The sequence below is a fragment of the Pseudomonas sp. LB3P14 genome, from assembly GCF_054898045.1.
The window spans coordinates 3,713,179-3,737,496 of sequence record NZ_CM142714.1 but is presented as its reverse complement, the minus strand read 5'-3'; the positions used below and the strand labels follow the sequence as shown (position 1 = coordinate 3,737,496).

Annotated in this window: 26 protein-coding genes; 10 read left to right on the top strand and 16 right to left on the bottom strand. The window is 55.5% G+C overall.

Annotated elements, in window-relative coordinates:
- Positions 1-41 precede the first annotated feature (41 nt).
- The gene (locus tag ACYZT5_RS17350; RefSeq protein ID WP_462052137.1) at positions 42-347 is read right to left on the bottom strand and encodes a PepSY domain-containing protein; all 306 of its coding nucleotides are present in this window, start codon (positions 345-347) and stop codon (positions 42-44) included.
- A gap of 208 nt (positions 348-555) precedes the next feature.
- A complete protein-coding gene (locus ACYZT5_RS17345; RefSeq protein ID WP_462052136.1) occupies positions 556-1,683 on the bottom strand; it encodes a glycerophosphodiester phosphodiesterase in 1,128 nt (375 codons plus the stop codon).
- Between the two features lie 233 nt (positions 1,684-1,916).
- On the opposite strand from ACYZT5_RS17345, the gene ACYZT5_RS17340 reads away from it, so the two are divergent.
- Positions 1,917-2,243, top strand: a complete 327-nt coding sequence (locus ACYZT5_RS17340; RefSeq protein ID WP_462052135.1) for a DUF2025 family protein — start codon at positions 1,917-1,919, stop codon at positions 2,241-2,243.
- 147 nt (positions 2,244-2,390) lie between these two features.
- Here the strand turns inward: ACYZT5_RS17340 and ACYZT5_RS17335 are convergent, their stop codons facing one another.
- Both ACYZT5_RS17335 and ACYZT5_RS17330 read right to left on the bottom strand, forming a co-directional pair.
- The gene (locus ACYZT5_RS17335; protein WP_462052134.1) at positions 2,391-2,714 is read right to left on the bottom strand and encodes an antibiotic biosynthesis monooxygenase family protein; all 324 of its coding nucleotides are present in this window, start codon (positions 2,712-2,714) and stop codon (positions 2,391-2,393) included.
- The gene (locus ACYZT5_RS17330; protein WP_462052133.1) at positions 2,711-3,418 is read right to left on the bottom strand and encodes a CTP synthase C-terminal region-related (seleno)protein; all 708 of its coding nucleotides are present in this window, start codon (positions 3,416-3,418) and stop codon (positions 2,711-2,713) included. Before ACYZT5_RS17330 ends, ACYZT5_RS17335 begins: the two co-directional genes overlap by 4 nt.
- A gap of 15 nt (positions 3,419-3,433) precedes the next feature.
- On the opposite strand from ACYZT5_RS17330, the gene ACYZT5_RS17325 reads away from it, so the two are divergent.
- Positions 3,434-4,375, top strand: a complete 942-nt coding sequence (locus ACYZT5_RS17325; RefSeq protein WP_462052132.1) for a LysR family transcriptional regulator — start codon at positions 3,434-3,436, stop codon at positions 4,373-4,375.
- Positions 4,376-4,381: 6 nt separating this feature from the next.
- On the opposite strand, the gene ACYZT5_RS17320 is transcribed toward ACYZT5_RS17325, so the two are convergent.
- Together ACYZT5_RS17320 and ACYZT5_RS17315 are read right to left on the bottom strand one after the other, a co-directional pair.
- The gene (locus tag ACYZT5_RS17320; protein ID WP_462052131.1) at positions 4,382-4,921 is read right to left on the bottom strand and encodes a DUF1003 domain-containing protein; all 540 of its coding nucleotides are present in this window, start codon (positions 4,919-4,921) and stop codon (positions 4,382-4,384) included.
- A 138-nt stretch (positions 4,922-5,059) separates the two neighbouring features.
- Entirely contained in the window at positions 5,060-5,668 is a 609-nt protein-coding gene (locus ACYZT5_RS17315; protein ID WP_462052130.1) for a TetR/AcrR family transcriptional regulator, read from the bottom strand.
- A 214-nt stretch (positions 5,669-5,882) separates the two neighbouring features.
- Here ACYZT5_RS17315 and ACYZT5_RS17310 point away from each other — a divergent pair, with 214 nt between their 5' ends.
- Complete coding sequence (locus ACYZT5_RS17310) at positions 5,883-6,959, top strand: MBL fold metallo-hydrolase (RefSeq protein WP_462052129.1); 1,077 nt, start codon at positions 5,883-5,885, stop codon at positions 6,957-6,959.
- Between the two features lie 113 nt (positions 6,960-7,072).
- Positions 7,073-8,605 carry an amidase family protein gene (locus ACYZT5_RS17305; protein WP_462052128.1) on the top strand — a complete coding sequence of 511 codons (1,533 nt, stop codon included), beginning with the start codon at positions 7,073-7,075 and terminating at the stop codon, positions 8,603-8,605.
- A 100-nt stretch (positions 8,606-8,705) separates the two neighbouring features.
- Here the strand turns inward: ACYZT5_RS17305 and ACYZT5_RS17300 are convergent, their stop codons facing one another.
- On the bottom strand, positions 8,706-8,978 hold the full coding sequence (locus tag ACYZT5_RS17300; protein ID WP_462052127.1) for an XRE family transcriptional regulator: 273 nt from the start codon (positions 8,976-8,978) through the stop codon (positions 8,706-8,708).
- Positions 8,979-8,989: 11 nt separating this feature from the next.
- Entirely contained in the window at positions 8,990-9,307 is a 318-nt protein-coding gene (locus tag ACYZT5_RS17295) for a helix-turn-helix domain-containing protein (RefSeq protein WP_462052126.1), read from the bottom strand.
- A gap of 277 nt (positions 9,308-9,584) precedes the next feature.
- Here ACYZT5_RS17295 and bglX point away from each other — a divergent pair, with 277 nt between their 5' ends.
- Positions 9,585-11,849: a beta-glucosidase BglX gene (gene bglX, locus ACYZT5_RS17290; protein ID WP_462052265.1), complete on the top strand. Its 2,265-nt coding sequence runs from the start codon at positions 9,585-9,587 to the stop codon at positions 11,847-11,849.
- Between the two features lie 164 nt (positions 11,850-12,013).
- Here bglX and ACYZT5_RS17285 read toward each other — a convergent pair whose 3' ends face one another.
- Positions 12,014-12,781 (bottom strand): AraC family transcriptional regulator, encoded by a 768-nt coding sequence (locus ACYZT5_RS17285; RefSeq protein WP_462052125.1) that lies wholly within the window; start codon positions 12,779-12,781, stop codon positions 12,014-12,016.
- A gap of 111 nt (positions 12,782-12,892) precedes the next feature.
- Here ACYZT5_RS17285 and ACYZT5_RS17280 point away from each other — a divergent pair, with 111 nt between their 5' ends.
- The 3 genes from ACYZT5_RS17280 to ACYZT5_RS17270 all read left to right on the top strand — a co-directional run bounded on the left by ACYZT5_RS17280 (position 12,893) and on the right by ACYZT5_RS17270 (position 14,850).
- Positions 12,893-13,708, top strand: a complete 816-nt coding sequence (locus ACYZT5_RS17280; protein WP_462052124.1) for a sulfite exporter TauE/SafE family protein — start codon at positions 12,893-12,895, stop codon at positions 13,706-13,708.
- Positions 13,709-13,779: 71 nt separating this feature from the next.
- Positions 13,780-14,142 carry a hypothetical protein gene (locus tag ACYZT5_RS17275; RefSeq protein ID WP_462052123.1) on the top strand — a complete coding sequence of 121 codons (363 nt, stop codon included), beginning with the start codon at positions 13,780-13,782 and terminating at the stop codon, positions 14,140-14,142.
- A gap of 33 nt (positions 14,143-14,175) precedes the next feature.
- Positions 14,176-14,850 (top strand): DUF6933 domain-containing protein, encoded by a 675-nt coding sequence (locus tag ACYZT5_RS17270; protein WP_462052122.1) that lies wholly within the window; start codon positions 14,176-14,178, stop codon positions 14,848-14,850.
- Here ACYZT5_RS17270 and tnpC read toward each other — a convergent pair.
- From tnpC to ACYZT5_RS17250, 4 genes are all read right to left on the bottom strand, one after another.
- The gene (gene tnpC, locus ACYZT5_RS17265; RefSeq protein ID WP_462047423.1) at positions 14,780-16,327 is read right to left on the bottom strand and encodes an IS66 family transposase; all 1,548 of its coding nucleotides are present in this window, start codon (positions 16,325-16,327) and stop codon (positions 14,780-14,782) included. The genes ACYZT5_RS17270 and tnpC overlap by 71 nt on opposite strands.
- Before the next feature lie 61 nt (positions 16,328-16,388).
- Positions 16,389-16,724 (bottom strand): IS66 family insertion sequence element accessory protein TnpB, encoded by a 336-nt coding sequence (tnpB, locus tag ACYZT5_RS17260; protein ID WP_237142353.1) that lies wholly within the window; start codon positions 16,722-16,724, stop codon positions 16,389-16,391.
- Entirely contained in the window at positions 16,721-17,044 is a 324-nt protein-coding gene (gene tnpA / locus ACYZT5_RS17255; RefSeq protein WP_462047422.1) for an IS66-like element accessory protein TnpA, read from the bottom strand. The genes tnpB and tnpA overlap by 4 nt, the downstream gene beginning before the upstream one ends.
- 260 nt (positions 17,045-17,304) lie before the next feature.
- Entirely contained in the window at positions 17,305-18,285 is a 981-nt protein-coding gene (locus tag ACYZT5_RS17250; RefSeq protein ID WP_462052121.1) for a hypothetical protein, read from the bottom strand.
- A gap of 279 nt (positions 18,286-18,564) precedes the next feature.
- On the opposite strand from ACYZT5_RS17250, the gene ACYZT5_RS17245 reads away from it, so the two are divergent.
- Both ACYZT5_RS17245 and ACYZT5_RS17240 read left to right on the top strand, forming a co-directional pair.
- Positions 18,565-18,810, top strand: coding sequence for a type II toxin-antitoxin system Phd/YefM family antitoxin (locus tag ACYZT5_RS17245; protein ID WP_462052120.1), 246 nt, complete (start codon positions 18,565-18,567; stop codon positions 18,808-18,810).
- A gap of 113 nt (positions 18,811-18,923) precedes the next feature.
- Complete coding sequence (locus tag ACYZT5_RS17240) at positions 18,924-20,021, top strand: HNH endonuclease (RefSeq protein WP_462052119.1); 1,098 nt, start codon at positions 18,924-18,926, stop codon at positions 20,019-20,021.
- A gap of 176 nt (positions 20,022-20,197) precedes the next feature.
- Here ACYZT5_RS17240 and ACYZT5_RS17235 read toward each other — a convergent pair whose 3' ends face one another.
- The 3 genes from ACYZT5_RS17235 to ACYZT5_RS17225 form a co-directional block, all read right to left on the bottom strand.
- Complete coding sequence (locus tag ACYZT5_RS17235; protein WP_462052118.1) at positions 20,198-20,731, bottom strand: BRO-N domain-containing protein; 534 nt, start codon at positions 20,729-20,731, stop codon at positions 20,198-20,200.
- A 714-nt stretch (positions 20,732-21,445) separates the two neighbouring features.
- The gene (locus ACYZT5_RS17230) at positions 21,446-23,374 is read right to left on the bottom strand and encodes a TniQ family protein (RefSeq protein ID WP_462052117.1); all 1,929 of its coding nucleotides are present in this window, start codon (positions 23,372-23,374) and stop codon (positions 21,446-21,448) included.
- A complete protein-coding gene (locus tag ACYZT5_RS17225) occupies positions 23,371-24,315 on the bottom strand; it encodes a TniB family NTP-binding protein (protein WP_462052116.1) in 945 nt (314 codons plus the stop codon). Before ACYZT5_RS17225 ends, ACYZT5_RS17230 begins: the two co-directional genes overlap by 4 nt.
- Between the last annotated feature and the right edge of the window lie 3 nt (positions 24,316-24,318).

The window sequence follows — 24,318 nt, the reverse complement described above, 5'->3', positions numbered from 1 at the left end:
AGCCGCGCGATCCGAAAATCGTGCGGCTTTTTATGTGTGCATCAGGTGTCTTGCTTGTCGCTCAGGACTTTGCCGGTGGTGGCATCGAAATCGACGTCAAATTCTTTGCCGTCAGCGGTTTTCAGTTCCACTTCGTACTCATAGTTATTGAAGTGGTTGTCCAAGTCCGTGTCGGTGACGGTCGCACCCGGGTGCAATTTCAGAGCCGCCTGGTTCATTTCTTCCAGTGGCTTGATCTTGCCGCTCTTGACCAGCTCAGGGATCTGGTCGACGCGAACATCGGCCTGGGCCAGGCCAGCGGTGAGGGTCAGGGCAGCGGCAGTGAACAGGGCAGTCAGGGTTTTCATGAGGTTCTTTCCTTGGGTGTTCTGTTTAAGTGGGATCAGGTTAGCTTTCGCAACTTAATCCACCCTTAATTCCTTAATCATGATCGTTCCAAGCTCTGCGTGGGAATGCAGCCCGTGACGCTCTGCGTCACATCCGGAGCCGAACGCGGAGCGTCCGATGAAGCATTCCCACGCAGAGCTTGGAACGATCTCAAGCTTCTCGGATTGATCAATAACCGTTGTTCTGCAACAACTGCGCAACACTGGCAGCCGCCGGGCGTTTGTAGAACTTGAGCAGTTCGCTGGCGCGGTTGGTGAAGATGCCGTCGACGCCGGCGTCCGTGACTTTCTGGTAATCCACGGCATCGTCGATGGTGTAGACGTGCACCAGCAAACCCTGATCGTGGGTGTACTGGTTCATCCAGGGTTGCACCAGGTCCGAGTAGCTCTGATCGCCACCCTTGGTCAGCGCGGCAGAAGGGCCGGTGCCGATCGCGCCCTGGGCTTTGGCGTACTCGACCCATTGCTGGAATTCGGCTTTGTCTTTCGGTTGTTGTTTGGCGTAATAAGTGGCTTTGTCTTTGTCACCGGACTCAGCAAACGTCACCTTGGACTTCGGCTCGATGCTGCCTTCACCGACCCACAGCAGGAGGATTTTCGGGACTTTCGGCATTTCCTTCTCGAGCAGTTCGAGGCTGCTCTTCTCGAAGGTTTGCAGCACGACTTTACCTTTGCCCTGGCCAACCGCCAGATCACTCTTCGCCAGTTTCGAACCGGCCGGGCTCAGCCAGCCGCGGTCCTGCAATTTATCCTTGAGGTCGCGCTCGATCCCGGGGAATTGCTTCGGCTCTTTGGTTTCGATGTACAGGCCCGGCTTGTGCAGCGGGTTGCCTTGGGCGATGTCGATGATTTCATCGAGGGTCAGGATTTTCAAGCCGGCGTACGAAGGACGAGCGCGATCCGGATAGGCGGTGTTGAACCAGCTGCCAGCATCCAGGGTTTTCAGCTCGGCGATAGTGAACTGGTTAGCCGGGCTGTCCTTGCGCTCAGGGAATTTGCTGGCGACGTCGGTGGTGCGTTGCAGGTTGTTGTCGTGCAGGGCGAAGAGCACGCCGTCCTTGCTGCGTTGCAGGTCCATCTCCAGGTAATCGGCACCCAGGTCGCGGGCCAGCTTGTAGGATGCAGCGGTGGATTCGGGTGCATCGAAGGACGCGCCACGGTGGGCGATCACTGCCGGATGCGGGATGCCCGTACGGGTTGCCAGTGCAGTGGGGCTTGGCTCGCTGGCGGCCTGTGCCTGGCCGAGGCCCAGCATCAGACTCAGCAACAGGGCGCTCTTGGTGAAGGTAACAGGCATGGTCGAGGTCCTTTCGCAGATTTACAAAGACGTATCTTTTAACAACTGAGCGCCGCTTGCGCTATCGCCAGACCGACATAAACGTGTTTAAAGCTGATTTTTTCTGCGCTTTTGTGCGGTTCTTTGCAGTACTCTTGGCCCCGGCAATTTCCCCGGCAGAGGGAAATCCATTCGCTTGCCCTGCGTGTAAACCGTCGATCACCGGTCCATTACGACCCTTTGTGAGGTTTATCATGCGCATCACTTCCGAGCTCATCTGCCAGGCCGCCGACCAACTCAAAGGCTTCGTCGGCCTCAATCGCAAGACCGGCCAGTACCTTGTTCGTTTCAGCGAAGACTCCTTCGGCATGGACGTGGCTGACGACGGCATTATTCCTACCAGTGAATTCGTCTGGGCCCCAGGTTCCGGGCACGCCATGACGCTCAAGCGTGAGTTGATTCAGTTGTTGCTGGATCAGAACATCGATGACCGGATCAACATTACCGAGCCGTTGCGGGTGTATATGAATCGGCGGGAAGTGCCGGAGATTTCGGCGGTTCGCAGTCTGGTGCAGAGCTGAGTTTTGCAGTGGTCGCAGTGGCCTCTTCGCGGGCAAGTCGGATCGCCGCACCGCTCGCTCCTACAGGATGTAATGAACCCTCGTAGGAGCGAGCGGTGCGGCGATCCGACTTGCCCGCGAAGGCGATCTCGAGAATGCTGCAACCGGTTACTGCTGAAACCGATAATCCCGCTCAACCCTGCACACCCGCGTATGACACGCCGAATACCACGTCGACCGCCCACGCTCGCGAATCTCACTGTGTTCGGGATGATGTTTCCACGCCAGAATCGCCGCTTCGCTGGTCCAGTAGGACACCGTAATCCCGAGTCCATCTTCACCCCGAGCCGATTCCACACCCAGGAAACCGGGTTGCTCACGGGCCAGTTCGACCATGCGCCTGGCGGCCTGCTCGTAACCGTGATCACCGTCGGTGCGCAGGGAGGTAAAAATCACCGCGTAGTAAGGCGCTGGCGGCGTCTTGGCGATCATGATTTCTGCCTTTTGCAGGCGGCGATCAACGCACGGACCAGCGGCGGCAGATGGCCCTTGAGCGCTGCGCGTTCAGGTTGGAACAGCGTCGCGACGAAGAACGGGTGCCCGCGCAATTCCACCGCCCGCAAGTCGCCCGAAGAATCGTGTCCAACGGCGCACAGCTGTTGGGTCAACAACTCACGTTCGAACGCTGGATTAACGCCGTAGCGGCAGCGATATCCTTCGACAATCTCAGCGCTTTCGTACGCCTCGGCGATCAACGAGCCTTCAACCAGATGAATGCTGTCGACCGCTTCCACCAGCGAACAGGTCAGTGGCGTGAGCAGCGCTCGCGCCGCATCGGGCGATGTCTCGCCATGTTCGGCATCTTCCCAGCCCAGAACATGTCGGGCGTATTCGAGCACGGCGTGTTGAAACCCGCCACAGGTGCCCAGGAACGGTCGTTGCTGTTCACGGGCAAAACGAATCGCCCGCAACGCACCGTCCCTATCGCGGTAAGGGCTGGCGGGCACGCACCAGAAACCGTCGAATTCAGCCAACGGCGTATCGGCGCTGATGCGGTCGGTGGCCAACCACTGGAACTGCACGTCTCGGCCTGCGTGTTCGGCAGCCATGCCGAGGGCGACGGGAATGGCTTGGTGAGCGGTGACGTGCGGGTCGTAATCGCCGATCAGGGCGATGCGGATTGGGCGGGTTTCCATGAGTGCGCTCCACGCTTGTTGATTCCTGGCACCCACTATAGATTGGCGTTCACGCACTCAATATTGGCGTTATCCCAATTGATCAATGCACCTGCGCACTATCGACTGGATTACCCCGACCTGTCCCTGATCCTCGCGCTGGTGCGCGGCGGCTCTCTGGCGCGGGCGTCGACGCTGTTGAAGGTCGACGTCTCGACGGTGTTTCGCGCCGTGCGCCGACTGGAAGCCGCGCTTGGCCAGCAATTGTTCGAAAAGAGCCGCGCCGGCTACTTGCCCACCACCTTGGCGCAGACCCTGGCCGAGCAGGCTGAACGGGCCGAACAGGCGCTGGAGGCGGCGCGCATTGGCGTGGAGCAGGGCGGTGAAGTCATCAGCGGCACCGTGCGCCTGACCTGCACCGATTCGGTCCTGCAAGGTTTGCTGTTGCCGGCGTTGGCGCGGTTCATGCCGTCCTACCCGGCGCTGACCATCGAGTTGAGTACCTCCAACGACTTCGCCAACCTCAGCCGCCGGGATGCGGATATCGCCTTGCGCCTGACCCGCACACCGCCCGAGCACTTGGTTGGCCGGCGATTGGCCCAGGTGTCGTATCGAGTCTGTGCCAGCGCGGCGTACCTGAAATCGGTCGACTCCGAAGACCTGGCCTCGCTGACCTGGATCGCCCCGGACGACTTCCTGCCCGATCACCCCACGGTCGCGTGGCGCCGTCAGCAGTTGCCCGGCGTCACGCCGGGTTATCGCTGCAACAGCATGTTGTCGGTGACTGAGCTGGTGCGGGCCGGGCTCGGAGTCGCGGCATTGCCGGACTTCCTCATCGGTGACGGGCTGCAACCGTTGAGCGAGCCGCTACACGGTTACGACACGGCGCTCTGGTTGCTGACCCGCCCTGACTGCCGCGCGTTGCGCTCGGTGGTGACGTTGTTCGATGAGTTGGGGCGGGCGTTGAAATTGCCTTGATGGGTGTCAGACCTTGGGCTGATCCTTGCGCACGAAGTGCTGATGCATTTCCGAGGTCAGGCTTTCGATGCGTTCGGTGAGGGCCTTGGTCATTTCGGTGAGCCGGGTGTTTTGTTCCAGCAGTTCCAACAGTTGCGCGGTGTTCTGTGCCGCATGCGCCTGACGTTCACTGTTGGCCACGGCGAGGGATTCGCGGTGTAGGGCGTCGGCATCGGACTGGGCTTTGTCCCGTGCCGCCTGACGGGTCTGGGCCAGTAGAATCAGCGGCGCGGCATAAGCCGATTGCAGGCTGAACGCCAGGTTGAGCAGGATGAACGGGTAGAGATCGAAGTGAGCGACGCCGAACAGATTGAGGCAAACCCATAGCACCACGATCAGCGTCTGCGCGCCAAGAAAGGTCGGCGTGCCGAAGAACCGCGCAAAGGCCTCAGCGCGCAGGGCAAACTTGTCGGTGCCGAAGGTAGGCGCCAAGTGTGCATGGGGGCGATGAAAGCGCAGGTGGTCGACGGGGAGGGCGGGTTGGGTGTCGGAAGTCGTGGTGGTCATGGTGCTCTCTGCATGGCGCTGGGACTGAGGCTCACTATAGCCCCAGCGCCAGTTTCATTCTGAAACACATTGTGGTGTTTGTTCAGAGCGACCTGGGATCGGCAAATCGGCAGACCTTGTCATTTATTGCAGCTCGGTTCAGAGCTGATAGCAGGCCAGGAACATGTCCAGCGCCGACTCCACAACAGTGCTCTGCAGTTCGGCTGACAGGCCGGGCAAACCCATGGAAATCTGTGGCCAGAACGCAAAGGATTTGAGCATTCCCTGAATCTGTTGTGCGGCGAAGTCGGGGGCGACCGGTTTCAAGCGGCCATCGGCCTGAGCGGCGCGGATCCACACGGTCAGGCCTTCTTCATGTTCGCCCATTCGGGCAACCATGTTCTGCGCCCGCTCGGGGGAATGGATGGTGGCGGCGATGGCCACTCGCGCCAGGTCGAGAAAATTGTCATCGCCCAGCATCTGCATTTTCGCCATCAGCATCAGGCGCATCTGGTCGCGCAGCGGCAAATCAGGGTGGTAGGGCGTTTCCTGTTCTGCCGTCACCCGCGCCCACAATTGATTGAGGATTTCGGCGAACAACTCTTCCTTGCTGGGGAAATGGTTGTACACCGTGCGCTTTGACACGCCGGCGGTGGCAGCGATCTTGTCCATGCTGGTGATGTCGAAACCGTTGGTACGGAATTCGGCAATCGCTGCCTGAATGATGGCTTCGCGTTTTCGGTCGGTCAGGCGCTGTGGAGCTGTCATAAGTACGCTTCGGCAGGAAGAAGTGAGAATTACACTTGGTAGTTTACTTGTGATCGGCTTTGCTGCAACCTAGAAACTACACTGTGCAGTGTAATGTTTTGTTAATCCTGCACAGGGAACAATAGAATCTCCGGCTGATGCGTGCGTGCCTTGGCCATTTACCGTCCCAAGCGGAGAACCGCGAATCATGTGGTTTTCCTGGAGTCATTCAGTCATGGCCACTTCAACTTCCCCTGCGGATAACGCCTCCACGCCTGAAGCATCCCGTCAGGCAGAAGGGCACTTCCGAAATCATGCGCCTGTGCAACGCGAAGGCTTTCGAAAAATGGTGCGCATCATGTGGAACATGATTTTCCACAAACCGCGTAACACCCGCCCGACCGCACCTGTCCCGGTGCAAACCCTGACTCAGGCAGCGTTGATCGCCGCACCTAATCACAGCGTTTACCGCCTCGGCCATTCCACCGTACTGCTAAAACTGCGGGACAAATTCTGGATCACCGACCCGGTCTTCGCCGAGCGTGCCTCGCCGGTGCAATGGGCCGGCCCCAAGCGCTTCCACCAACCGCCGATCAGCCTCGAAGCGTTGCCGCCGATCGAAGCGGTGATCCTGTCCCACGATCACTACGACCACCTCGATTATCAGGCCGTGCTCAAACTGGCGGACAAGGCCAAGTACTTTCTGACGCCGCTGGGCGTGGGCGACACCTTGATCAAGTGGGGCATCGACGCCAGCAAAGTGCGCCAACTGGATTGGTGGCAGGGCACCGAGGTTGATGGCATCCAGTTCATCGCCACACCATCACAACACTTTTCCGGTCGCGGTCTTTTCGATGGCAACAGCACATTGTGGGCCTCGTGGGTGATGATCGACGGCGACACGCGGATCTTCTTCAGCGGCGACAGCGGCTACTTTGACGGCTTCAAACGCATCGGCGAACAGTACGGCCCGTTCGACCTGACGCTCATGGAAACCGGTGCCTACAACGTCGAGTGGCCGCATGTTCACATGCAGCCGGAGCAAACCCTGCAGGCGCACATTGACCTCAAAGGTCGCTGGTTACTGCCGATTCACAACGGCACCTTCGATTTGTCGATGCACGCCTGGTTCGAGCCCTTCGACCGGATTCTGGCGTTGGCCTGGGAGCGCAATGTGTCGATTACCACGCCGCAGATGGGGGAGGCGTTCAACGTCATGTATCCGCAGCGTGGGAGCGCATGGTGGTTGGAAATGGAAAGTACGTTGAAGGAAGAAGGGCGTATGGCTTGTAGCGGCTACAAATCTGGGTGAAGTTTCCTACATTGCTGGTTCCTTGTGGATGACAGCCGTTTCCCACGGCTTCGGTAGGCTGTGCAGCGAGTGAAATGACTCACTCGTGATTAGCCATAACAAGGAAGCTGTAAATGAAGGACGTTTTAAAAAACCGCATGACTGCACTGGTGCAGATCATTCTGCTATCGGCTACCGGGTCTGCATTTGCTGACAACAAGGCAACGGCATCAGCCACTCAGACGCTCGAATATGCGAGCGTCAGCGAACTCGCTGAACGGATGGAGCGCAACGAGCTCACCTCCGTAACACTGGTGGAATATTTGCAGGCGCGCATCGACACGCTGGATAAGCAAGGGCCGATGATCAACGCGATTATTGAGCTCAACCCTCAGGCCATCGACATTGCCACCGCATTAGACCAGGAACGTCAGGACGGAAAGGTTCGTGGTCCGCTGCACGGCATTCCAGTTCTGATTAAGGACAACATCGACACTGCGGACCAGATGCAAACGAGCGCGGGCTCATTGGCCATGGTCGGTCAGCCTGCGGCAAACGATGCGTTTGTCGTCAAACAGCTGCGTGATGCGGGCGCCATCATTCTCGGTAAAACCAACATGAGCGAATGGGCTTACGTCCGGGAACAGGGCCTGCCTCACGGCTGGAGTGGTCGAGGCGGCCAAGGTAAAAATCCCCACGTACTTAGCGGTGAAATCTGTGGTTCCAGTTCCGGTTCTGCTGCTGGCGTAGCGGCCGGCCTCGCACCATTGGCCATCGGCACTGAAACCAACGGTTCGATCGCTTGCCCTGCTTCGGACAACGGCGTGGTGGGCGTCAAGCCCACGTTGGGCCTGTTCAGCCGATCGGGCATCATTCCAATCACACGTCTGCAAGACACGCCGGGCACCCTCACTCGCACCGTTCGTGACGCCGCACTGATGTTCAATGCTCTGCAAGGCGTCGATGCCATGGATGCCGCAACCAGCGATGCTCCGATGGGAGTCGACTACACCACGCTGCTCGCCACGGATGCATTGAAAGGCAAAAGAATCGGTTACCCGACCGAGTACGTAGGCACGAACGGCCGCGTGCTTAAACCAGGTATTGAATTCCTGATTGCATTGGCCACGCTGGAAGAACAAGGCGCTACCCTTGTGCCGTTGAAAGTTCGACTGCCCAATATCGATGGCTACTTCAACACCCTCATGGCGGGCATGAAACATGAACTGCCCGAGTACCTGGCAAGCCGCTCAGGGTTGCCGATCCAGACGCTTCAACAGTTGATCGACTTCAACGAACTTAATCCGGGCGCTGAAGGCTACGGGCAGCAGATGCTTAAAGACATCAACGAACTGGACATGACCCACGAACAGGCAACCGAACTGTTCGGCACCCTCAATGCCAGCTTCAAGGCTGCCATTGATGAGCAATTGGCTGAACATAATCTGGATGCATTATTCGCCGATGCCGATGGCTACTCGCAATTCAGTGCGGCGGTGGCAGGCTACCCTGGCATTACCGTCCCTTCGGGCATGAACAGCGATGAGTTGCCGACCTCTGTGTTCTTCTTCGGCCAGCGCTGGAGTGAGCCCCAATTGCTGGCGCTGGCTTACAGCTATGAACAAGCTTCGTTAGAACGCCAAAATCCGGCGTTTAAAGCCCAGTAAGGTCTGAGACCGGGCTGGTGATGTTGGCGTTACGGCTCTGGCAGCGCGCTCGAGCTGGGAAAGCCATCTCACCCTCCTGGAGGGGTGATCAAGTTACGCCTCAGAACGCTTGATCCTCTGCCGTCGGGCCGCTCGCCATCGAGCGGCCCATGATCTTCGCCACGGTCAAACCACGAACGTTTCCACCGAGTATTTCATCCAGTTCCGCCGATGACAGCCCAAGCCTTTGCGCCGCTTCAGCCCTGCCCAACTGACCGGTGTCGAGGAGCATACCGATCTTCATGAGGTATTCGGCTTTGGCCCTTATCCCACCCGCATCGGTATCACCCGAAGACGGGTTACTGCACCTGTCGGATTCATCGATCCCATTCATCAGCTGATACCTCACTCAACCATCGCGTAATCCGCCCGACCCACAGGATCAGGCGTCAACCCTTTCACATTCATCCCACGACCCGGCGCAAATCCCGGGAAGAACACCAGGCCATCTGATTCAAAGCGATACGCCAACGCCAGTCGGGTGACATCCAGTACATCGCGTTCTGCCTCAAATCGCTGAATGGCGTCCACGGAGACACCGGATTCCTTTGAGAGCTCTTCCACACTCCAACCCAGCATCGCTCGTGCCTGGGCACAGTGGGCCGGGGTGAATTGGAAAAGGGCGATACGTTCCAGGGTGATTTTCATCGCAAGAGAGGCCATGGTGTTCTCCGGGTTCGAGAGTGTTGATTCAAAATGTACTGTGTTTTTGTACAGTTGTTTTGAGCCCGGATCAAACTCATTTTTTGATCGGTTATATTTTTTCTCTTAGGCAGGAGCGTCGGAGCGACTACGCTATTTCTAGGCGGGATCCTGAAAGCTCAGTGGCTTTCAGCCCCCGTCAGCAGCAATGTTTGAACGTCAGCTTTCTGATTTTCAACACAAGGAAAGGTGGCGTTTCAAAGGCAAGCAGGTGGTATGCGTCACAGGGAAGGCAATCATGAAAAGATTACGGCTGCTGTGTGCCCTGATCGGTTTTACAAGTCTGCCGGTGTTGGCCGATATGGAATCGTCAAACAAAGATGCCTTTGTCACCCACCTGATAAATCAGATGACCCAGGAGGAAAAGATCGGCCAACTGCGGCTGATCGCTATTGATGAAAAGATGACTCCCGAAAGGATGCGCCAAGAGATCACCGCCGGGCGAATCGGGGGTACGTACGGCTCTGTGAGCCGTTACGTAAACCGACCCATGCAGGACGCGGCTCAACAAAGCCGCCTGAAAATACCGATGTTTTTCGGCTGGGACGTGATACACGGCCAGCGAACCATTTTTCCCATTGGCCTGGCGCTGGCCTCCAGCTGGGATATGGACGCCATTGAGTTGAGCGGTCGAACGGCGGCGAAAGAAGCCAGTGCGGACGGTATCGATTTGACCTTTGCACCGATGATAGATATCGCCCGTGATCCTCGCTGGGGGCGTACATCCGAAGGCTTCGGTGAAGACACCTATCTGGTTTCGCGCATTGCCAAAGTGATGGTTCAGGCCTACCAGGGCAAAAGCCCGAATGCACCCGACAGCATCATGGCCAGCGCCAAACACTTCGCGTTGTATGGTGCTGTCGAGGGTGGACGCGACTACAACAGCGTCGACATGGGCCTGGCCAGAATGCACCAGGACTACCTGCCACCTTATCGTTCGGCGATTGAGGGTGGCGCGGGAGCGGTGATGGTGGCGCTTAACTCGATAAATGGCGTGCCAGCCGCTTCCAATGCATGGTTGATGCAAGACCTGCTTCGCAAAGCATGGGGCTTCAAGGGGCTGGTCATCAGCGACCACAATGGGATAAACGATCTGGTTCAGCATGGTGTTGCGAAGAATCACCGCGAAGCGGCCAGGCTCGCGATCAGGGCCGGTGTTGATATGAGCATGAACGACTTCTCCTATGGTCCGGAGCTACCCGGGCTGCTTGAGTCTGGCGCTGTTTCCCAGAGCAATATCGATAACGCAGTGCGGGAAGTCCTGGGGGCCAAGTATGACATGGGGCTGTTCGAAGACCCTTACCGGCGCATCGGCGTTGCCAGTGAAGACCCCGCTGATAACAATGCCGAAAACCGTCTGCACAGAGCGCCGGCCCGTGAGGTGGCACGCAAGACATTGGTGCTGCTGAAGAATGAAAACGGGCTCTTGCCGCTAAAAAAAGAGGGTGTGATCGCGCTCATAGGCCCGTTGGCAAAAAGTACCGTCGACATCATGGGCAGTTGGTCCGCAAGCGGCGTGCCCTCGCAATCGGTGACGATCTACGATGGGCTGAAAAGCGCTATGGATAAGGGCTCGCTGATCTATGCCCGAGGCGTCAATCTCACGGAGGATCAAGAGGTTATTAAATACCTGGGAGCGTCCGAAATCGAGAACGACGCTCGTCCGGCAGCAGAAATGATTGACGAAGCGGTCAAGGCTGCACAACAAGCCGATGTTGTGATTGCAGTAGTGGGTGAGCCCCGCAGTATGTCTCATGAAGCGGCCAGTCGAACCAGCCTCGATCTGCCAGGACGCCAGAGTGAATTGATCACCGCCCTGAAAGCCACCGGCAAGCCGCTGGTACTGGTATTGATGAACGGTCGGCCACTTTCCATCGGCAAGGAGCAGAAGCAGGCCGATGCAATTCTGGAAACCTGGTACAGCGGCTCTGAGGGAGGCAACGCCGTTGCCGATGTATTGTTCGGTGACTACAACCCCTCCGGCAAGTTACCCATCACCTTTCCACGCTCCGTGGGGCAGATCCCGAATTACTACAGCCATTTGAACACCGGCCGCCCCTACCTGCCGGGTGGGCCTCGCAACTACACGTCTCAATATTTCGATCAATCCCATGGTCCGCTTTATCCCTTCGGCTATGGGCTGAGTTATACCGATTTCAGCCTGACCGACATGGCCCTGTCTTCGACCACACTGAACAAGACCGACAAGCTCGTCGCCAGCGTCATGGTGAAGAATATCGGCCAGCGCGACGGCGAAACAGTGGTTCAGCTGTATATCCGCGATGTCGTTGGCTCCCTCAGCCGTCCGGTCAAAGAACTGAAGAACTTTAAAAAAATCATGCTCAAGGCCGGAGAAGAGAAAGCGGTCCACTTCAGCATTGATGAGAACGACTTGAAGTTCTTCAACGCTCAGTTGGAATACGCCGCCGAGCCGGGCGAGTTCCAGGTGCAGATCGGTCTGGATTCTCAGGATGTGAAGGAGCAGAGTTTTGAGTTGCTGTAAGAGTGAAGGCGCGTCAGACACAATACCTGTGGCGAGGGGGCTTGTCGGAACGCCGCACCGCCCGTTCGGCTGCGAAGCAGTAGCAAAGTGCCGCCGTCTTGGCGAGCAAGCCCGTTCCCACATGGATTGCGCTTAACTGACTGGCATTAGCGGCTGCCGCTGCTCTATTTCGCCCCCTCCAGCCAAGTCGTTGGCGCCTGCCCCAGTACGCGGCGGAACATCGTTGAGAACGCCGCCGGGCTGTCATAGCCAAAATCCAGGGCAATCCGCGTCACCGGTTCGCCCACCACCAGCCGCGCCAGAGCCAGCACCACACAGGCCCGCTGCCGCCATTGGCTGAAACTCAGGCCAGTCTGTTGGCGGAACAGGCGATTGAAAGTACGCAGGCTTACATGCAACTGATCGGCCCATTGCTGGGGCGGCTGATGAGCGTCGGGCCGCTGCACAAAGCCCTGGCACAACGCGAGCAGCCGCGCATCGACGGGCAGCGGAATGTGCAACGGCAGGTGAGTGCTGCGCCCAAGTTCATGCAGCAGCAAGCCGATCAACGTACCGTCGCGCCCGCGCTCGTCATACTCCAGCGGGATTTCAACCGCCTCCATCAGCAAATGCCGCATCAACGGCGAAACGCTGATCACCTGGCAGCGATCCCCCAGATCCACCACCGCCGGTTCGATATACACACTGCGCGTGCTCACCCCCAGCATCAGCACCTCATGCGCCACCCCCGGCGGAATCCAAACCGCCCGCTGCGGTGGCACCACCCAGCTGCCGTCATGCGTGCTGACCTGCATCACCCCGGTGGCGCCGTATAACAATTGCGCCCGCCGATGCGTATGACGAGGCAACGAATGCCCGTGGGAATAATCCGTACCGATGGCCACCACCGGCCGTGGCGTGTGGTCCAGCAGATCAATCGAAACATTGCGCATCGAACAGCCCCAGTGGTTGGCGTAAACGCAAACATTATTGGCTGAGTTGCTGAAGCAGGCCAAGGCGCATCGTTCTATCGTCGACCGCTCTCAACCAATGGACGACATGCAATGTTCTATCTCCTGCTGGCACTCTTCGGCTGCATGACCGGCATCACCGCGGTGCTGTTCGGCTTCGGTGGCGGCTTCGTCGTTGTGCCATTGCTGTATCGCATGCTCATGGCCAGCCACGGCACAGACAACCCCATCGGCCAATCGGCAATGCACATTGCTGTGGCAACCTCGACCTGCGTCATGATCATCAACGCACTGATCGCCACCGGCAAACACCACCGCGCCGGGAACCTCATTCGCCATTACCTGTGGCCGTTGGGCGGGTTCATCGGCTTGGGCGCGATCGTCGGTGCAGGGGCGGCGATGTGGGTGAGTGGCGAAGTGATTCGCTATGCCTTCATCGCGTACCTGGGCGTGACCATCGCGGATTGCCTGTTACGACGCGGCTTTCTTACACCGTCCGATACCGCAATCCCACGGCGATTGGGAAGGGCAGAAGTGTCTGGCGGCGGTGTAGGAATCGGCGCCATCGCTACTTTTCTCGGCGTAGGCGGCAGCGTCATGACCGTGCCATTGTTGCGGCGTTGTGGGTTGAGCATGTCCCAGGCGACGTCCATGGCCAATCCGCTAAGTTTGCCCGTGGCGCTGGCTGGGACGCTGACCTACATGGCGATGGCTGGGTTAACCGAGTTTGATCTGGGGCCGTGGTTTATCGGTTATGTGGATCTGCTGGCATTTGCGGTTTTGACGGTGGGATCGTTGGTGGGGATTCGGCTGGCCACGCCTTGGATTGGGCGGATACCGGATCGAATCCATGCGCGGGTCTATATCGGTTTGCTAGTTCTGGTGATGCTGAGCATGTGCGCCACGTAGGGTTGGAATCGGTAGCCTTATTCGCAACAATACGCCTTCGCACTGTTCAAGATTTCACGCGGGAGAATGTCATGTCGATCCTCGAAAGTGACTGGAAGAAATTCAAGGAACTGCACAAACTTGCGCTCGATCGTTTCTGCCAAGGTGTGCTGGCTGATGCCAAGACAATTGCCCAGAATGACGCGCTCTCGGCTCATGCCAGGTATCGAATGCTTTATCGCCTGATGCATGATCGGGACAAGGACATCGTTCGAACTTTCGACCCCTACAGTCGTTCTAGTGCATTCATAGCTTTACGATTGATGGTCAAGCACGACTTGCTGACCGATGCGGAGCTGTCGGTTCTTAGCGAAGCAATGTTAGAAGAGGTCGCTGACGTTGTTCGTCAACCCTATGAGCTTGAATGGGTTGAAGAGAACGTGCGAGAGGACTGAGCATTGCACACGGCCTTAATCAAGGGACCACGAATGTTGATCTTCAACTGCACCGAAGCGGCCAGTAAGTTCTTTAGCCGCGTTCACAAGGGCAAGACAATCACGCCGGTGGATCACCAACCGCCTTCACCCACTCCCGAAGAAGATGAGTTGGGTGATTCGGCGGAGCAGTGGCTGGTTCATGCGATCACTGTTCAGCGCAAACACGTGCTGTTCGTCATTCACATACAAACCCGTTATTGCATGATTTTCGCGGACGCGAAAAAAGCCGACGTGGGTGGTTTTGTCCAACGCTTTACGGAGCGCTGGATCTACGGCTTGATGCGTCATGAGCTGCAGCACGATGTACTTCAATGGGTCGACGATGAGTCCATGCAGGAGCGTTTTGTGCAGAGCTGTCGTGAACACTTTTTCTACCGGCGCAGACATCGCGGTGCGCAAAAACACATCGACGATATCGCCTGGATCTTCGAAGATTTCGCCGCTGAGTGGGGATGTTTACCCCCGGACGAGTTCGCGGCCGGCAGCTTCGACGCGCAGATGAATGACACCCTGCGACTCAGCAAAGGCCATAAAGACTATTACTCCCCCGATGAGGAGATGATGGGTATGCGTCCGGGCATCACATCTTGCGTGATTAAACCGGCTGCCACTTATGCGGAAGCAACTGCTCGATTTCACTCGCCCGCTGCGTCGGCAGGCGCGTGAGAACATCCTTTAGATAGGCATACGGATCATGACCATTCAGCCGCGCAGACTGGATCAAGCTCATGATCGCCGCCGCCCGTTTTCCGCTGCGTAGCGACCCGGCGAAGAGCCAGTTCTTGCGCCCAAGAGCCCATGGCCGGATCTGGTTCTCCGCCCAATTATTATCAATGGGTACGGTCCCGTCATTGAGGTAGCGCGACAGCGCTGCCCAGCGTTTAAGGCTGTAATCGAGTGCTCTGCTGATGGCCGACCCTTCGGGCACAAGATCACGCTGGGCGATCATCCAGGCATGCAGGATATCCATCACCGGCACGGCTTTTTCTTGCCGTATTCGGCACCGTAAATCCGGCTCCAGGTCACGCACTTCGCTCTCGATCTCGTACAGCAACTGGATGTAACGCAGGGCCTGCTCGGCGAGCTGGCTCTTGTTTGTAGCGTGCAGTTCGAAGAACTTGCGCCGGGCATGGGCCATGCAGCCGATCTCGGTTACGCCGAGTTCGAAGCTGGCCTTGTAACCGCCAAAATCGTCGCAGACCAACTTACCTTTCCAGCCTTGCAGGAAGTTGCGAGCATGCTCACCGGCGCGGCTGGGGCTGAAGTCGTAGACGACAGCGGCTGTTTCGCAGAACTGGCTGGTGGCGTAAGCCCAAACATAAGAACGGTGGGTTTTTTTCGAGCCCGGAGCGAGCATCTGCACGGGTGTTTCATCCGCGTGCACAACCTGCTGCCCGATCACTACGTCACGCAGGGCATCGACCAGTGGCTGCAACTGCACGCCAGTAACGCCAACCCATTGAGCCAAGGTTGAACGTGGAATCGCCAAGCCGGCACGACCAAAAATCGACTCCTGACGGTAAAGCGGAAGATGGTCAGCGAACTTCGCGATCATGACATGGGCCAACAACCCGGCGGTTGGGATGCCTTTGTCGATGACCTGCGCCGGTATCGGTGCCTGGATTAGCGTTTCGCAGTTATCGCAAACCCACTTGCCACGAACATGGCGTTCAACGGTAAACACGCCCGGTGTGTAGTCCAGTTTTTCGCTGATATCTTCACCGATACGCTTGAGCGCGCAGCCGCATGGGCAGTGGGTGTTGTCCGGCTCGTGATGGATCAAGGTGCGTGGAAACTCTGCCGGCAAGGCCGTGCGCTTGGGCTTTTGCTTTTTCTCGGTCGCCACTGGGGCTATTTGCAAGGCCTGAAGCTCGGCCTCAATCGCCGCGATATCGGTATCGATCAGGTCATCAAGCAGGCTCGCCTGCTCAGGATTCATCTGCTCGCTGCGCTTGGCAAACTTCAAACGCTTGAGCTGCGCAATCTCGTGGGTCAGCTTCTCGATTACCGTTTGATCGCGGTTGATCTTCTTACCCATTGTTTCGACCGTCTTACCCATGGTCTCGACCTGCGACAGCAACTGCGCAGCGAATGCACGCAGTTGGTCGGGAGTCATTTGATCGAGATTGGGCGAGGAAGTCATGCCGTGGATTTTACCAAAGCAGGCCACTTGCGACAGCAAGCCGAGGCACTAATTACGGTTTTTAAAGCAGCGTGATTGCACCGCCAGCGCCAACACGTTGCCAAGGTAGGCCGAGCACCAAGGCCTGAAGTTGTTCGGTATCCAACTGCATTTCGCTGCCTTGTCGAATGCCTGGCCAGTGAAACTTGCCTTGGTTCAAGCGACGTGCAGCCAGCCAAACGCCAATCCCATCGTGTACCAGCACTTTCATCCGAGTCGCGCGGCGATTGGCAAACAGATAAGCACAGTGCGGCTTCGCCGCACCGAAGACCGCAATCACCCTGGCCAGCGCAGTTTCAGTGCCGGCACGCATGTCCATGGGCTCGGTGGCGAGCCAGATGGCGTCGATGCGGATCATCGCAACAGGTCTCGAAGGAAAGCGGCGCAGGCAGCAGCACTATCGGTTGGCCAGTTCACTTTGACGGTGCCGCGTGGGTGCAGAATCTCAACGCTGATATTCGATGAAGATACGTGCGCCGTTGTTTGCATAGGCAATGGGATGAATGCAGGTTGAAGCGTCGTGCTTTTCTGCGCTTGCACTCGAATCCATTTGTGGACGAGGTTTGCGTTGAGGCGATGGCTGAGGGCGATGCTGGCAATCGAAGCGCCGGGCTGGGCACACTCTTGAATGACCTGGGCCTTGAAGGATTTGGAATAGGAACGGCGTGTTGGCTGCATGAAATACCCGCTTAAAAGGCTAGAACTGGTGCCCACTTAAATTTAAGTGCACACCATGTCCTGGCGTTGCGGGGTTGGGTAGATGACTTGGCCGGACGCATACGATGATGGTGCATTGGTTGCGCAAGTACTGTGGTCTTGATGAGCCAGGTATTCAGGCTGCACGTGATCGGCGTAAAGAGGTGAAGCGGGAGATTTGGGCATTGGAGAGTAGCCTTCAGCCGGACTGAAGCGAAACGGAATGCTTCACGAGCTCTGTGTTAGCTGTCCAACCCCGGCGCTTCACGAATGATGAAGTGATCCAGGTTCTCAATGTTGGCACTGAACACCCCGAACGTCTGCTCGGGGTTTTTCTTGCTCGGCACCTGCTTCAACTCCGGCGTCACACCATAGAAAAAGCAAAACAACTCTTTTTCACTCTCGATAGCATGCTTGATCTCTTCCAGAAACGCTTTGCGCTTGCGGTAGTTATCGATCAGCTTTTTGCTCAGGTAAACGTTGACTGAATAAGGTTTCTTCTTCGCCTCGTCCGGTTGCTTGAACCAGACCTTTTGTTCGAAATCGATGCGAAAGCTTTGCGTGTAGTCCTTGATCTCCTTGATCTTGCCCCAGTAAATCAGCCCCTTGTTGTCCTGCAGATACTCGATCTTCTTGAAGAACGACCCATAAGGCGCCGTGTGCTCGCCAATCTTCAGCGGCATGCGCTTGAGCAGATCCTTGTCTTCGAAGTTCGACACAAAACACTCCACCGGGTGGGCGAAGACGCTGGTCTTGTCTGGTGCTGATTCGCGGCTCGGGTGTTCGACATCAGTGGCCGCTGGAGTGGGTCTTGGGTCGTCCCGCATGATATCCGCCACCACCGCCGGGTTTGATGGCTTACGCACATACTCACGTCGAGTCAGCAACAACTCCGATGGGAAGTGCTCCTCGCGACTGTCATCCGTTTCCACGTCGTCCACACCCGACGCCGACGCCTTGAGACTGACATAAGGACAATCCGCCACATGCCGGGTGCTGGGCGTGTTCTTGAAGTGCGGGGTGCGAACGTAATTCACATTCTTGGCGTTGAACGTCGTCAACACATTCGCCACATCAAACGCCGCCCGGCAGGCATCGTTTGGGCACTGGAAGTGTTCTTTGGCGGAATCGAATTCCATCGTCTCGTCGAAATTCAAATCGCGCACGTCATAGATCGACAGCTTGTCGTCGAGACTGAGGCAGTAGGCGAGGTCGAATTTCATGGTGGGCTCGGGTCCTTGAGTGGGAAGGGTATTAATAGCGGGAGGCGGGGCGGGTTGCACTGACTGTTTTCAATACATTGCAAAATCTGCCGCAAAATTTCGGATTACCCATCCCGTAGGAGCGAGATTGCTCGCGAAAAACCCAAGAACGCCACCGGGCATCTGGGATTTACGCATTATCGTTCACAACCTTTAAAGGAACACCGCAAGAGCAAGCGCGCCACGCCTATCGAAAATCTCAGCCTTCAGCTAGCGTGGCCAACTCCATGGAGGTGCCATATGACTGAACGGCTACAAGTAAACATGCACGAAGCACAATCCCAACTCGATCAACTCGCTGAGCTTGCCTGGCGGGGCGATACGGTTGTGATCACCAAGGACGGCAAGCCCTATCTAAACCTGCTGCCTCATATCAAAACATCTCGGGCACGTAAGCCGGGGCGGTTGAAGGGAAAAATCCGAATTTATGCGGATTTTCAAAAATCCGCCGAGGACATCACCGATGGATTTGAGAGTCACCTGTGAGGCAATTGCTCTTAGAAATAGTGGCTATTCGCCCTGTTACGTATTGAAACCCTTTGGTACTTTGGCGACGGTAGGAATTTTCCTACGGCAATTGTCGATAAAGGGCAGCGCTCGTGGCGATCAAAGCGGTTTCGAAGGAACGAATAGACAAAGCGATGCTGGAGTTTGATCATAAATTTCGGAGTAGGCGTGAGTGGCAAGGCTGGGAAAACAACCTAGCTCACCGTTATGCGGTTCACGGGGGCGGTGAACTGTATCCGGCGAAGAAAATCGTCTCTTTGGCGACCGGTATTGCCGTAGGCGAGTTCTCCGGTGGACATCCGACCAACAGTTACCTAGAAAAGCGAGGCTTCACTATTGTGGAGTTACCGCGTGGGGAGGGCGCGCCTGTATTGCAGTTCACGCCGGGGGCTGTTTACGACCGAAAAACTGAGATCAATGGACCGTTCGGTGGAAGCCTGCAAAACGGCATTGCAGCGTCCGCTACCTACCCTGCGATTTTTTTGTTCACGGGCGATAGCGGTGAGCAATACGGGTATGCCGACCATTGGGAAGACGGCGCCTTCTTTTATACCGGTCAAGGACAACGCGGGCCGATGACTTTGACTCGAGGCAACCGAGCCATTGCTGAGCATGCCAATGATGGCCGAGCGCTGCACTTGTTTAAGTCCCGCGGCAAAGGTAATGGCTACGCATACGTGGGCGAGTTTTCTTGCGCCGACATGTTTCAGCGAACCCAGCCGGATGTGAACGGCCAGGCTCGGACGGCGATTGTTTTTCGGCTAGTCCCTGTGGGTATTCCTAGTGGAGTGATTGAGGCTGAAGAAGAGGATGAGGATAAGGCTGACCTTCCCGGCTCTTTGGCTGCTGCGCGGTTGGCTGCGCTGGCTGCATGCAAACCTGGCAGTGATGAGTTAGGGCAATCTGCTCCTCGTAAGATCTATCAGCGCAGCCGTAAGGTTGCGCACTATGTGCTGATGCGCGCTGATGGTGCATGCGAGAGCTGTGAGAGGCCGGCCCCTTTTATGAAAAAGGATGGCACGCCCTACCTAGAGCCGCATCACGTCAACCGGCTCTCAGATGGTGGGTTAGATCACCCACGCTATGTGGGGGCTGTATGCCCAAGTTGTCATCGGGAAATTCATTCTGGAGTGCACGGGGCGTTGGTGAATGAGAGGCTGAAGCAGCGGTTGGAAGTAATTGAACGCTGATTGAGCGATGCGCCAAGGCTATTGACCCTAATCTCAAGAGCGCTCCAGTCGCTTTCTTTCTTCTTTACGCTCATAACATCTCCGAGGGTTGAAAACCCTCGGAGGATACTGAGTGGACTGTCTACGAAAATTCCTACGGCGAACTACGACGCTTCTTTCTGTCGATCCTACAAGGTCTAACCGACCGAATGCTTCGAAGAGTGAAGCGCCTCCACGACCTTACGCCACCAAGGCTTAACCGCTGGAACGCGCCTTCGCGTTCGATTTAGCAATAGATAAGGCATGTCCCGCAGCCGAATCCAGCCTTCATCCTGCCAATGCAACAGGCTCAACGACATCTCCGGCCAATCCAACAAACTCAACATCGGTCGATCCGCATTCTTCGACGGCCCCGCATCGCGCAAGGCCGGCACCACTTGATGAGTCAGCCACTCGCGCAACAACCGATTCCCCGGCGCGTAGTGATAAACCAACAATGCATACACACCGGACTCGCTGAGCATCAACCGTTTTTCCGGTTGCCCGTGGTACTCAATCAACAACGTATGCCGCTGATCTTCGTCGAGTTTACTGACCATCCGATCACTCAGATGAAAACCCATCAGTCGACCAAAATCGCGAGCGCAGAACCATGCTTGGTTTTCCAGGAGGAGGGCATGGAGGACGAGGTTGTGTCGGGAGAAGGCCATTACCGAGAAGGGATCAGACATAGCTGATCTCCAGAATTTCGAGAGCGTGGGATCGATCATGTTTAGGCATATCCATTACCTCTACGTTTAGATTTTGGAGGGCCTGAACCCAACGTAGAGAGGACTTAAGAAATCCCAACGAGCAAAGCCATCACACACCCGAACGACAAATCACCTAAAGGTGATTGCGGATCTGAGTGATTGGCCAAGCTTTCTACGTTGGGCGTTTCTTAGGCACCTGCAATGGAGCTTAGAGGTGCTTTGAATGGGCATCAATGCGGAAGCAGCTGTAAGTGCTGTAGGAGTTTTAGCGTTATCGCGTAGGGATGAAAATGGATATTCATTTTCCAATAAAAAAGCCCCGATCAGATCGGGGCTTTTGCTTTTTCGATTCAACGATTCAGATTGCAATCATCAAATCGCGGCGAGCTCCATGGAGTCTCAATAAAGCCTGAATTGCATTGCCCGGAATGCTTGGGGATGAACAGGGTTGTCTCATAAGATCTAAATTTTAATCTCATTAAAAAGTAAATTCTTTGAGTGTTGTCTCATTAAAGAATGAATTTTCTCGGCGAAAAATTCAAGTGCGAAACCTCTAGTTGTATAGCGAAATAGTACAAGTTGATTAGCTATTATAGGTACTGATTGGCAAGCGTCAATGCCCTCGGTTTCGAGGGGCACGCCAGAGTGAGGTAGGATGTGAGACGGAACTAGAGAGATCTATTGAAGGGTGTCTCAGTTTTTTACTTGCGCCCATCTGATCAGTCGGACCGTGCTGATTCCTGATTCTTCAGGTGGGGCAGTAAAGATGCGACCAGTGGAAATTAGATTCGCTGCATGTCCAGTGGGCGCGCTCAAATATTTATCAAGCTGATCGCAGCTACAGTAATGCGTCAGGTTTTCACGCATAACTTCCACATCATCGTTGGTGATAAGCGTCTTTTTGCCAAGTAAAAGTGGTTTTATAAACCCGCTTTTTATGAAACGGCGTGTTAATGGGCCTATCAAGATGTCAAGCTGAGTACTGGCATCTTCGATGGTGATGGAGTTGCTCAAGACTTTTTGTGTTAAAAACACTGAATTTTTGGTGAAGTAACGGCGGTTTTCACTTAAGAATTGACTAGGTGTTTCTTCTCTAAGTAGGCCAGCTCGCTCCAAATACTTTAATCGTTGAACCTCCATGCCTAGGATTTTCGCAGTATCGGTGGAGCTGATATGGGTGTCATTGGGTTGCAGCATATGGAGTTTTCGTCCTGCTTTGTGTGAGTACGTTACTGCCGCGAGCGCTTGGGCTATTTTATTCGTATCCAGTGTGGAGCGTTGGTAAATAGCTACCAAACTCCCATCAATGGCAGGTCCGGAGATCGGTTTAATGCCTACACTCATCAGCCTTGCTGTAAGCGTTGTGTTTGGGCTTCCCAATGATTTTGCGAGCGGACCGACAAAAATGTATTTTTGGTGAAAGGCTGTGACTTCATTTTTACAGAGCAGCAGTTTTCCTGATTTTCCGGTTTTTGTGTTGGATGCCATGAAATTGGCTCGGACTGCACGACGAACTACCTCCGGATAAACATCTAGATAAAGGGCAGCCTGTTCTATGTCTAGGTGCGACGGTGAGGTAATAACCAGGGTTGGAGAACCCGATAAAGTTAGCCAGTTTTGCACGGATGCCCAATCGGCTGAGTAATATTGGTGAGGCGTATTGGTTTTGACTTTCACTTTCGTGATCAGGCCTATTTTTGTAAGCGAACGAAGCTTTGGTTGGTTGATGCCAATGGCTTCAAACTCATCACGAAGCAGCCATAGTGGTGGCCTATTTTTATTGTTTTCATCTTGGGTGGGTGCGGTGACGTCATTAGCCAACAGACCGAGGGCAGTGGTCTTGATTTCTTCATCTTTGGACAGCAACCAAGGAGCAACAAAAAATAGAGCCGGAGCGTGAGTGTAATGGGCGATGGATTTCGATACCGCGATTTCGATGCTTCGCTTGTCATGCATCGCAATGGCTAACGCCAGTTCGAGCAATTCTTGTTTTTCAGAAAATTGGAGAGCCGAGGAATAACGGAGGGCTTTGAGATTGTCTAAGAATACACCGAATTTTGCTTGGTCTTGATTGTGTAAAATTGAAAGCAACTGTAGGGAGAATGGAGACGAACTCGGTTGCTTTTGACAAGTGCTCAGGTCAAACCCACATTGGCACACCGCCCCATTGCAGTCTGTCCAGGTGAGGTTCTGGTCGCAAGAGGGGCAGATCATGATGTAGCGACATTGGTGATAAGGGCATTCATCTACCAAATTAATATCTTGAATGTATCGCTGCCAGCCGTCTGCTAAACACTCGGGGCAAACAGCATGGTCTTTCGTTCTCAGGAGGTTTAGCGGAATGGCGATGTTATTGATGAGTAACGGTGCACCTCGTGTCACTTGTGATGATCGTCGGTAAAACGGCAACGGGAGTCGTGTCCTCTTATCCAAAGCCGCGAATAGCTTTGCCATACTGGAATCAATTAATTGCCATTCAAGAGGACGTGCATTGTTTTCACCGTACAGCGCTGCGGCCATCTTGGCCACAGATCTAAAGCCGTTCAGGTGAGCGGCTCGCACGAGCACACTCCTAGGGCTTTCTTCATCGCGAGCACGGGGGACGAAGCTGAGTGTCGTCATCGAACACTCCTCGAAATGATGCTGCGTATCTCTTGGGGCGCCATGGTGAAAGGATTACCGTGTTTAATCAGTGAACCTTCCAGGATTTGACAGCCATAAGAATTGACCAGGTCCTGTTCAGAGAAGACGCCGATGTTTCGTGTAAGCGCCAAGCTGAAAGCTTCGTGTAACAACTGCCTCAATGAGTTCATATTGCCACCGGTGGCTGCATAGATCCTTGCTGAGATCGTTTGGTCAGTGAGGTAAATAGAGTCTGAGAACGCCCCAATACGATTAATTTGCGCGCCGAACGACTTTAACGTTTTCAAATAATCCGATTGGCTATCGTTAGAGGCGAATTCCAAAGGCCGTAAGTTTGCGCGAAACGGATACCTTCGCGCCAGTTGGGGGTGTTCATCAACAATCGACTGGCATTCTGGCATCCCCGCTAAAACCACGGGAATGAGGGTTTCATTCATAAGTGTTTTGACCCAGTTGCAGACAAGAATCTTAGTTTTTTCGGCCCCCTTGGCGAGTAAATGATCAAATTCGTCCAAGAGTATTACTTGGGTCTTGCACGTCTTTAACAGGGTCATTAATCGGTACAGTAGGGTGGTGGCGTCACCATTCAATTGATCGCATCCAAGCTGCGCCAGCATGCTAATGGTTAATGATTTTAGTGTCGTGCCTGCGGGGAGGCCGCAATAAAATGCGGGAACTGTTTGTACGATTCCCCATTCCGTTTCGATCTCTTGTTTAGCGCCAATCTTTTGCATCACGTACTTACAAACGGTCGATTTTCCTACACCGGAAGGGCCAGTGAGTAAGGTAGAGGCAGGCTCTCTTCTGGCTGCGGTGGTGTGAATGCTTTTCAGTATTTGATCCACGGCGTCTTTGTAATAGCCGTGGGCGACAATATGTTTTGAGAACTCAGTTAGCTTGTTTTGTATTTCTGGTGACATGTA

Excerpts from the sequence above, each read along its gene's own strand:
- ACYZT5_RS17275 (WP_462052123.1), top strand. The coding sequence starts at position 13,780 with ATGTCGATCCTCGAAAGTGACTGGAAGAAATTCAAGGAACTGCACAAA.
- ACYZT5_RS17300 (WP_462052127.1), bottom strand. The coding sequence starts at position 8,978 with ATGAATGGGATCGATGAATCCGACAGGTGCAGTAACCCGTCTTCGGGT.
- tnpB (WP_237142353.1), bottom strand. The coding sequence starts at position 16,724 with ATGATCCGCATCGACGCCATCTGGCTCGCCACCGAGCCCATGGACATG.
- ACYZT5_RS17340 (WP_462052135.1), top strand. The coding sequence starts at position 1,917 with ATGCGCATCACTTCCGAGCTCATCTGCCAGGCCGCCGACCAACTCAAA.
- ACYZT5_RS17225 (WP_462052116.1), bottom strand. The coding sequence starts at position 24,315 with ATGTCACCAGAAATACAAAACAAGCTAACTGAGTTCTCAAAACATATT.
- bglX (WP_462052265.1), top strand. The coding sequence starts at position 9,585 with ATGAAAAGATTACGGCTGCTGTGTGCCCTGATCGGTTTTACAAGTCTG.
- ACYZT5_RS17330 (WP_462052133.1), bottom strand. The coding sequence starts at position 3,418 with ATGGAAACCCGCCCAATCCGCATCGCCCTGATCGGCGATTACGACCCG.
- ACYZT5_RS17335 (WP_462052134.1), bottom strand. The coding sequence starts at position 2,714 with ATGATCGCCAAGACGCCGCCAGCGCCTTACTACGCGGTGATTTTTACC.
- tnpA (WP_462047422.1), bottom strand. The coding sequence starts at position 17,044 with ATGCAGCCAACACGCCGTTCCTATTCCAAATCCTTCAAGGCCCAGGTC.
- tnpC (WP_462047423.1), bottom strand. The coding sequence starts at position 16,327 with ATGACTTCCTCGCCCAATCTCGATCAAATGACTCCCGACCAACTGCGT.
- ACYZT5_RS17315 (WP_462052130.1), bottom strand. The coding sequence starts at position 5,668 with ATGACAGCTCCACAGCGCCTGACCGACCGAAAACGCGAAGCCATCATT.
- ACYZT5_RS17245 (WP_462052120.1), top strand. The coding sequence starts at position 18,565 with ATGACTGAACGGCTACAAGTAAACATGCACGAAGCACAATCCCAACTC.
- ACYZT5_RS17295 (WP_462052126.1), bottom strand. The coding sequence starts at position 9,307 with ATGGCCTCTCTTGCGATGAAAATCACCCTGGAACGTATCGCCCTTTTC.
- ACYZT5_RS17350 (WP_462052137.1), bottom strand. The coding sequence starts at position 347 with ATGAAAACCCTGACTGCCCTGTTCACTGCCGCTGCCCTGACCCTCACC.
- ACYZT5_RS17305 (WP_462052128.1), top strand. The coding sequence starts at position 7,073 with ATGAAGGACGTTTTAAAAAACCGCATGACTGCACTGGTGCAGATCATT.
- ACYZT5_RS17310 (WP_462052129.1), top strand. The coding sequence starts at position 5,883 with ATGGCCACTTCAACTTCCCCTGCGGATAACGCCTCCACGCCTGAAGCA.
- ACYZT5_RS17285 (WP_462052125.1), bottom strand. The coding sequence starts at position 12,781 with ATGCGCAATGTTTCGATTGATCTGCTGGACCACACGCCACGGCCGGTG.
- ACYZT5_RS17280 (WP_462052124.1), top strand. The coding sequence starts at position 12,893 with ATGTTCTATCTCCTGCTGGCACTCTTCGGCTGCATGACCGGCATCACC.
- ACYZT5_RS17250 (WP_462052121.1), bottom strand. The coding sequence starts at position 18,285 with ATGAAATTCGACCTCGCCTACTGCCTCAGTCTCGACGACAAGCTGTCG.
- ACYZT5_RS17230 (WP_462052117.1), bottom strand. The coding sequence starts at position 23,374 with ATGACGACACTCAGCTTCGTCCCCCGTGCTCGCGATGAAGAAAGCCCT.
- ACYZT5_RS17345 (WP_462052136.1), bottom strand. The coding sequence starts at position 1,683 with ATGCCTGTTACCTTCACCAAGAGCGCCCTGTTGCTGAGTCTGATGCTG.
- ACYZT5_RS17235 (WP_462052118.1), bottom strand. The coding sequence starts at position 20,731 with ATGTCTGATCCCTTCTCGGTAATGGCCTTCTCCCGACACAACCTCGTC.
- ACYZT5_RS17270 (WP_462052122.1), top strand. The coding sequence starts at position 14,176 with ATGTTGATCTTCAACTGCACCGAAGCGGCCAGTAAGTTCTTTAGCCGC.
- ACYZT5_RS17320 (WP_462052131.1), bottom strand. The coding sequence starts at position 4,921 with ATGACCACCACGACTTCCGACACCCAACCCGCCCTCCCCGTCGACCAC.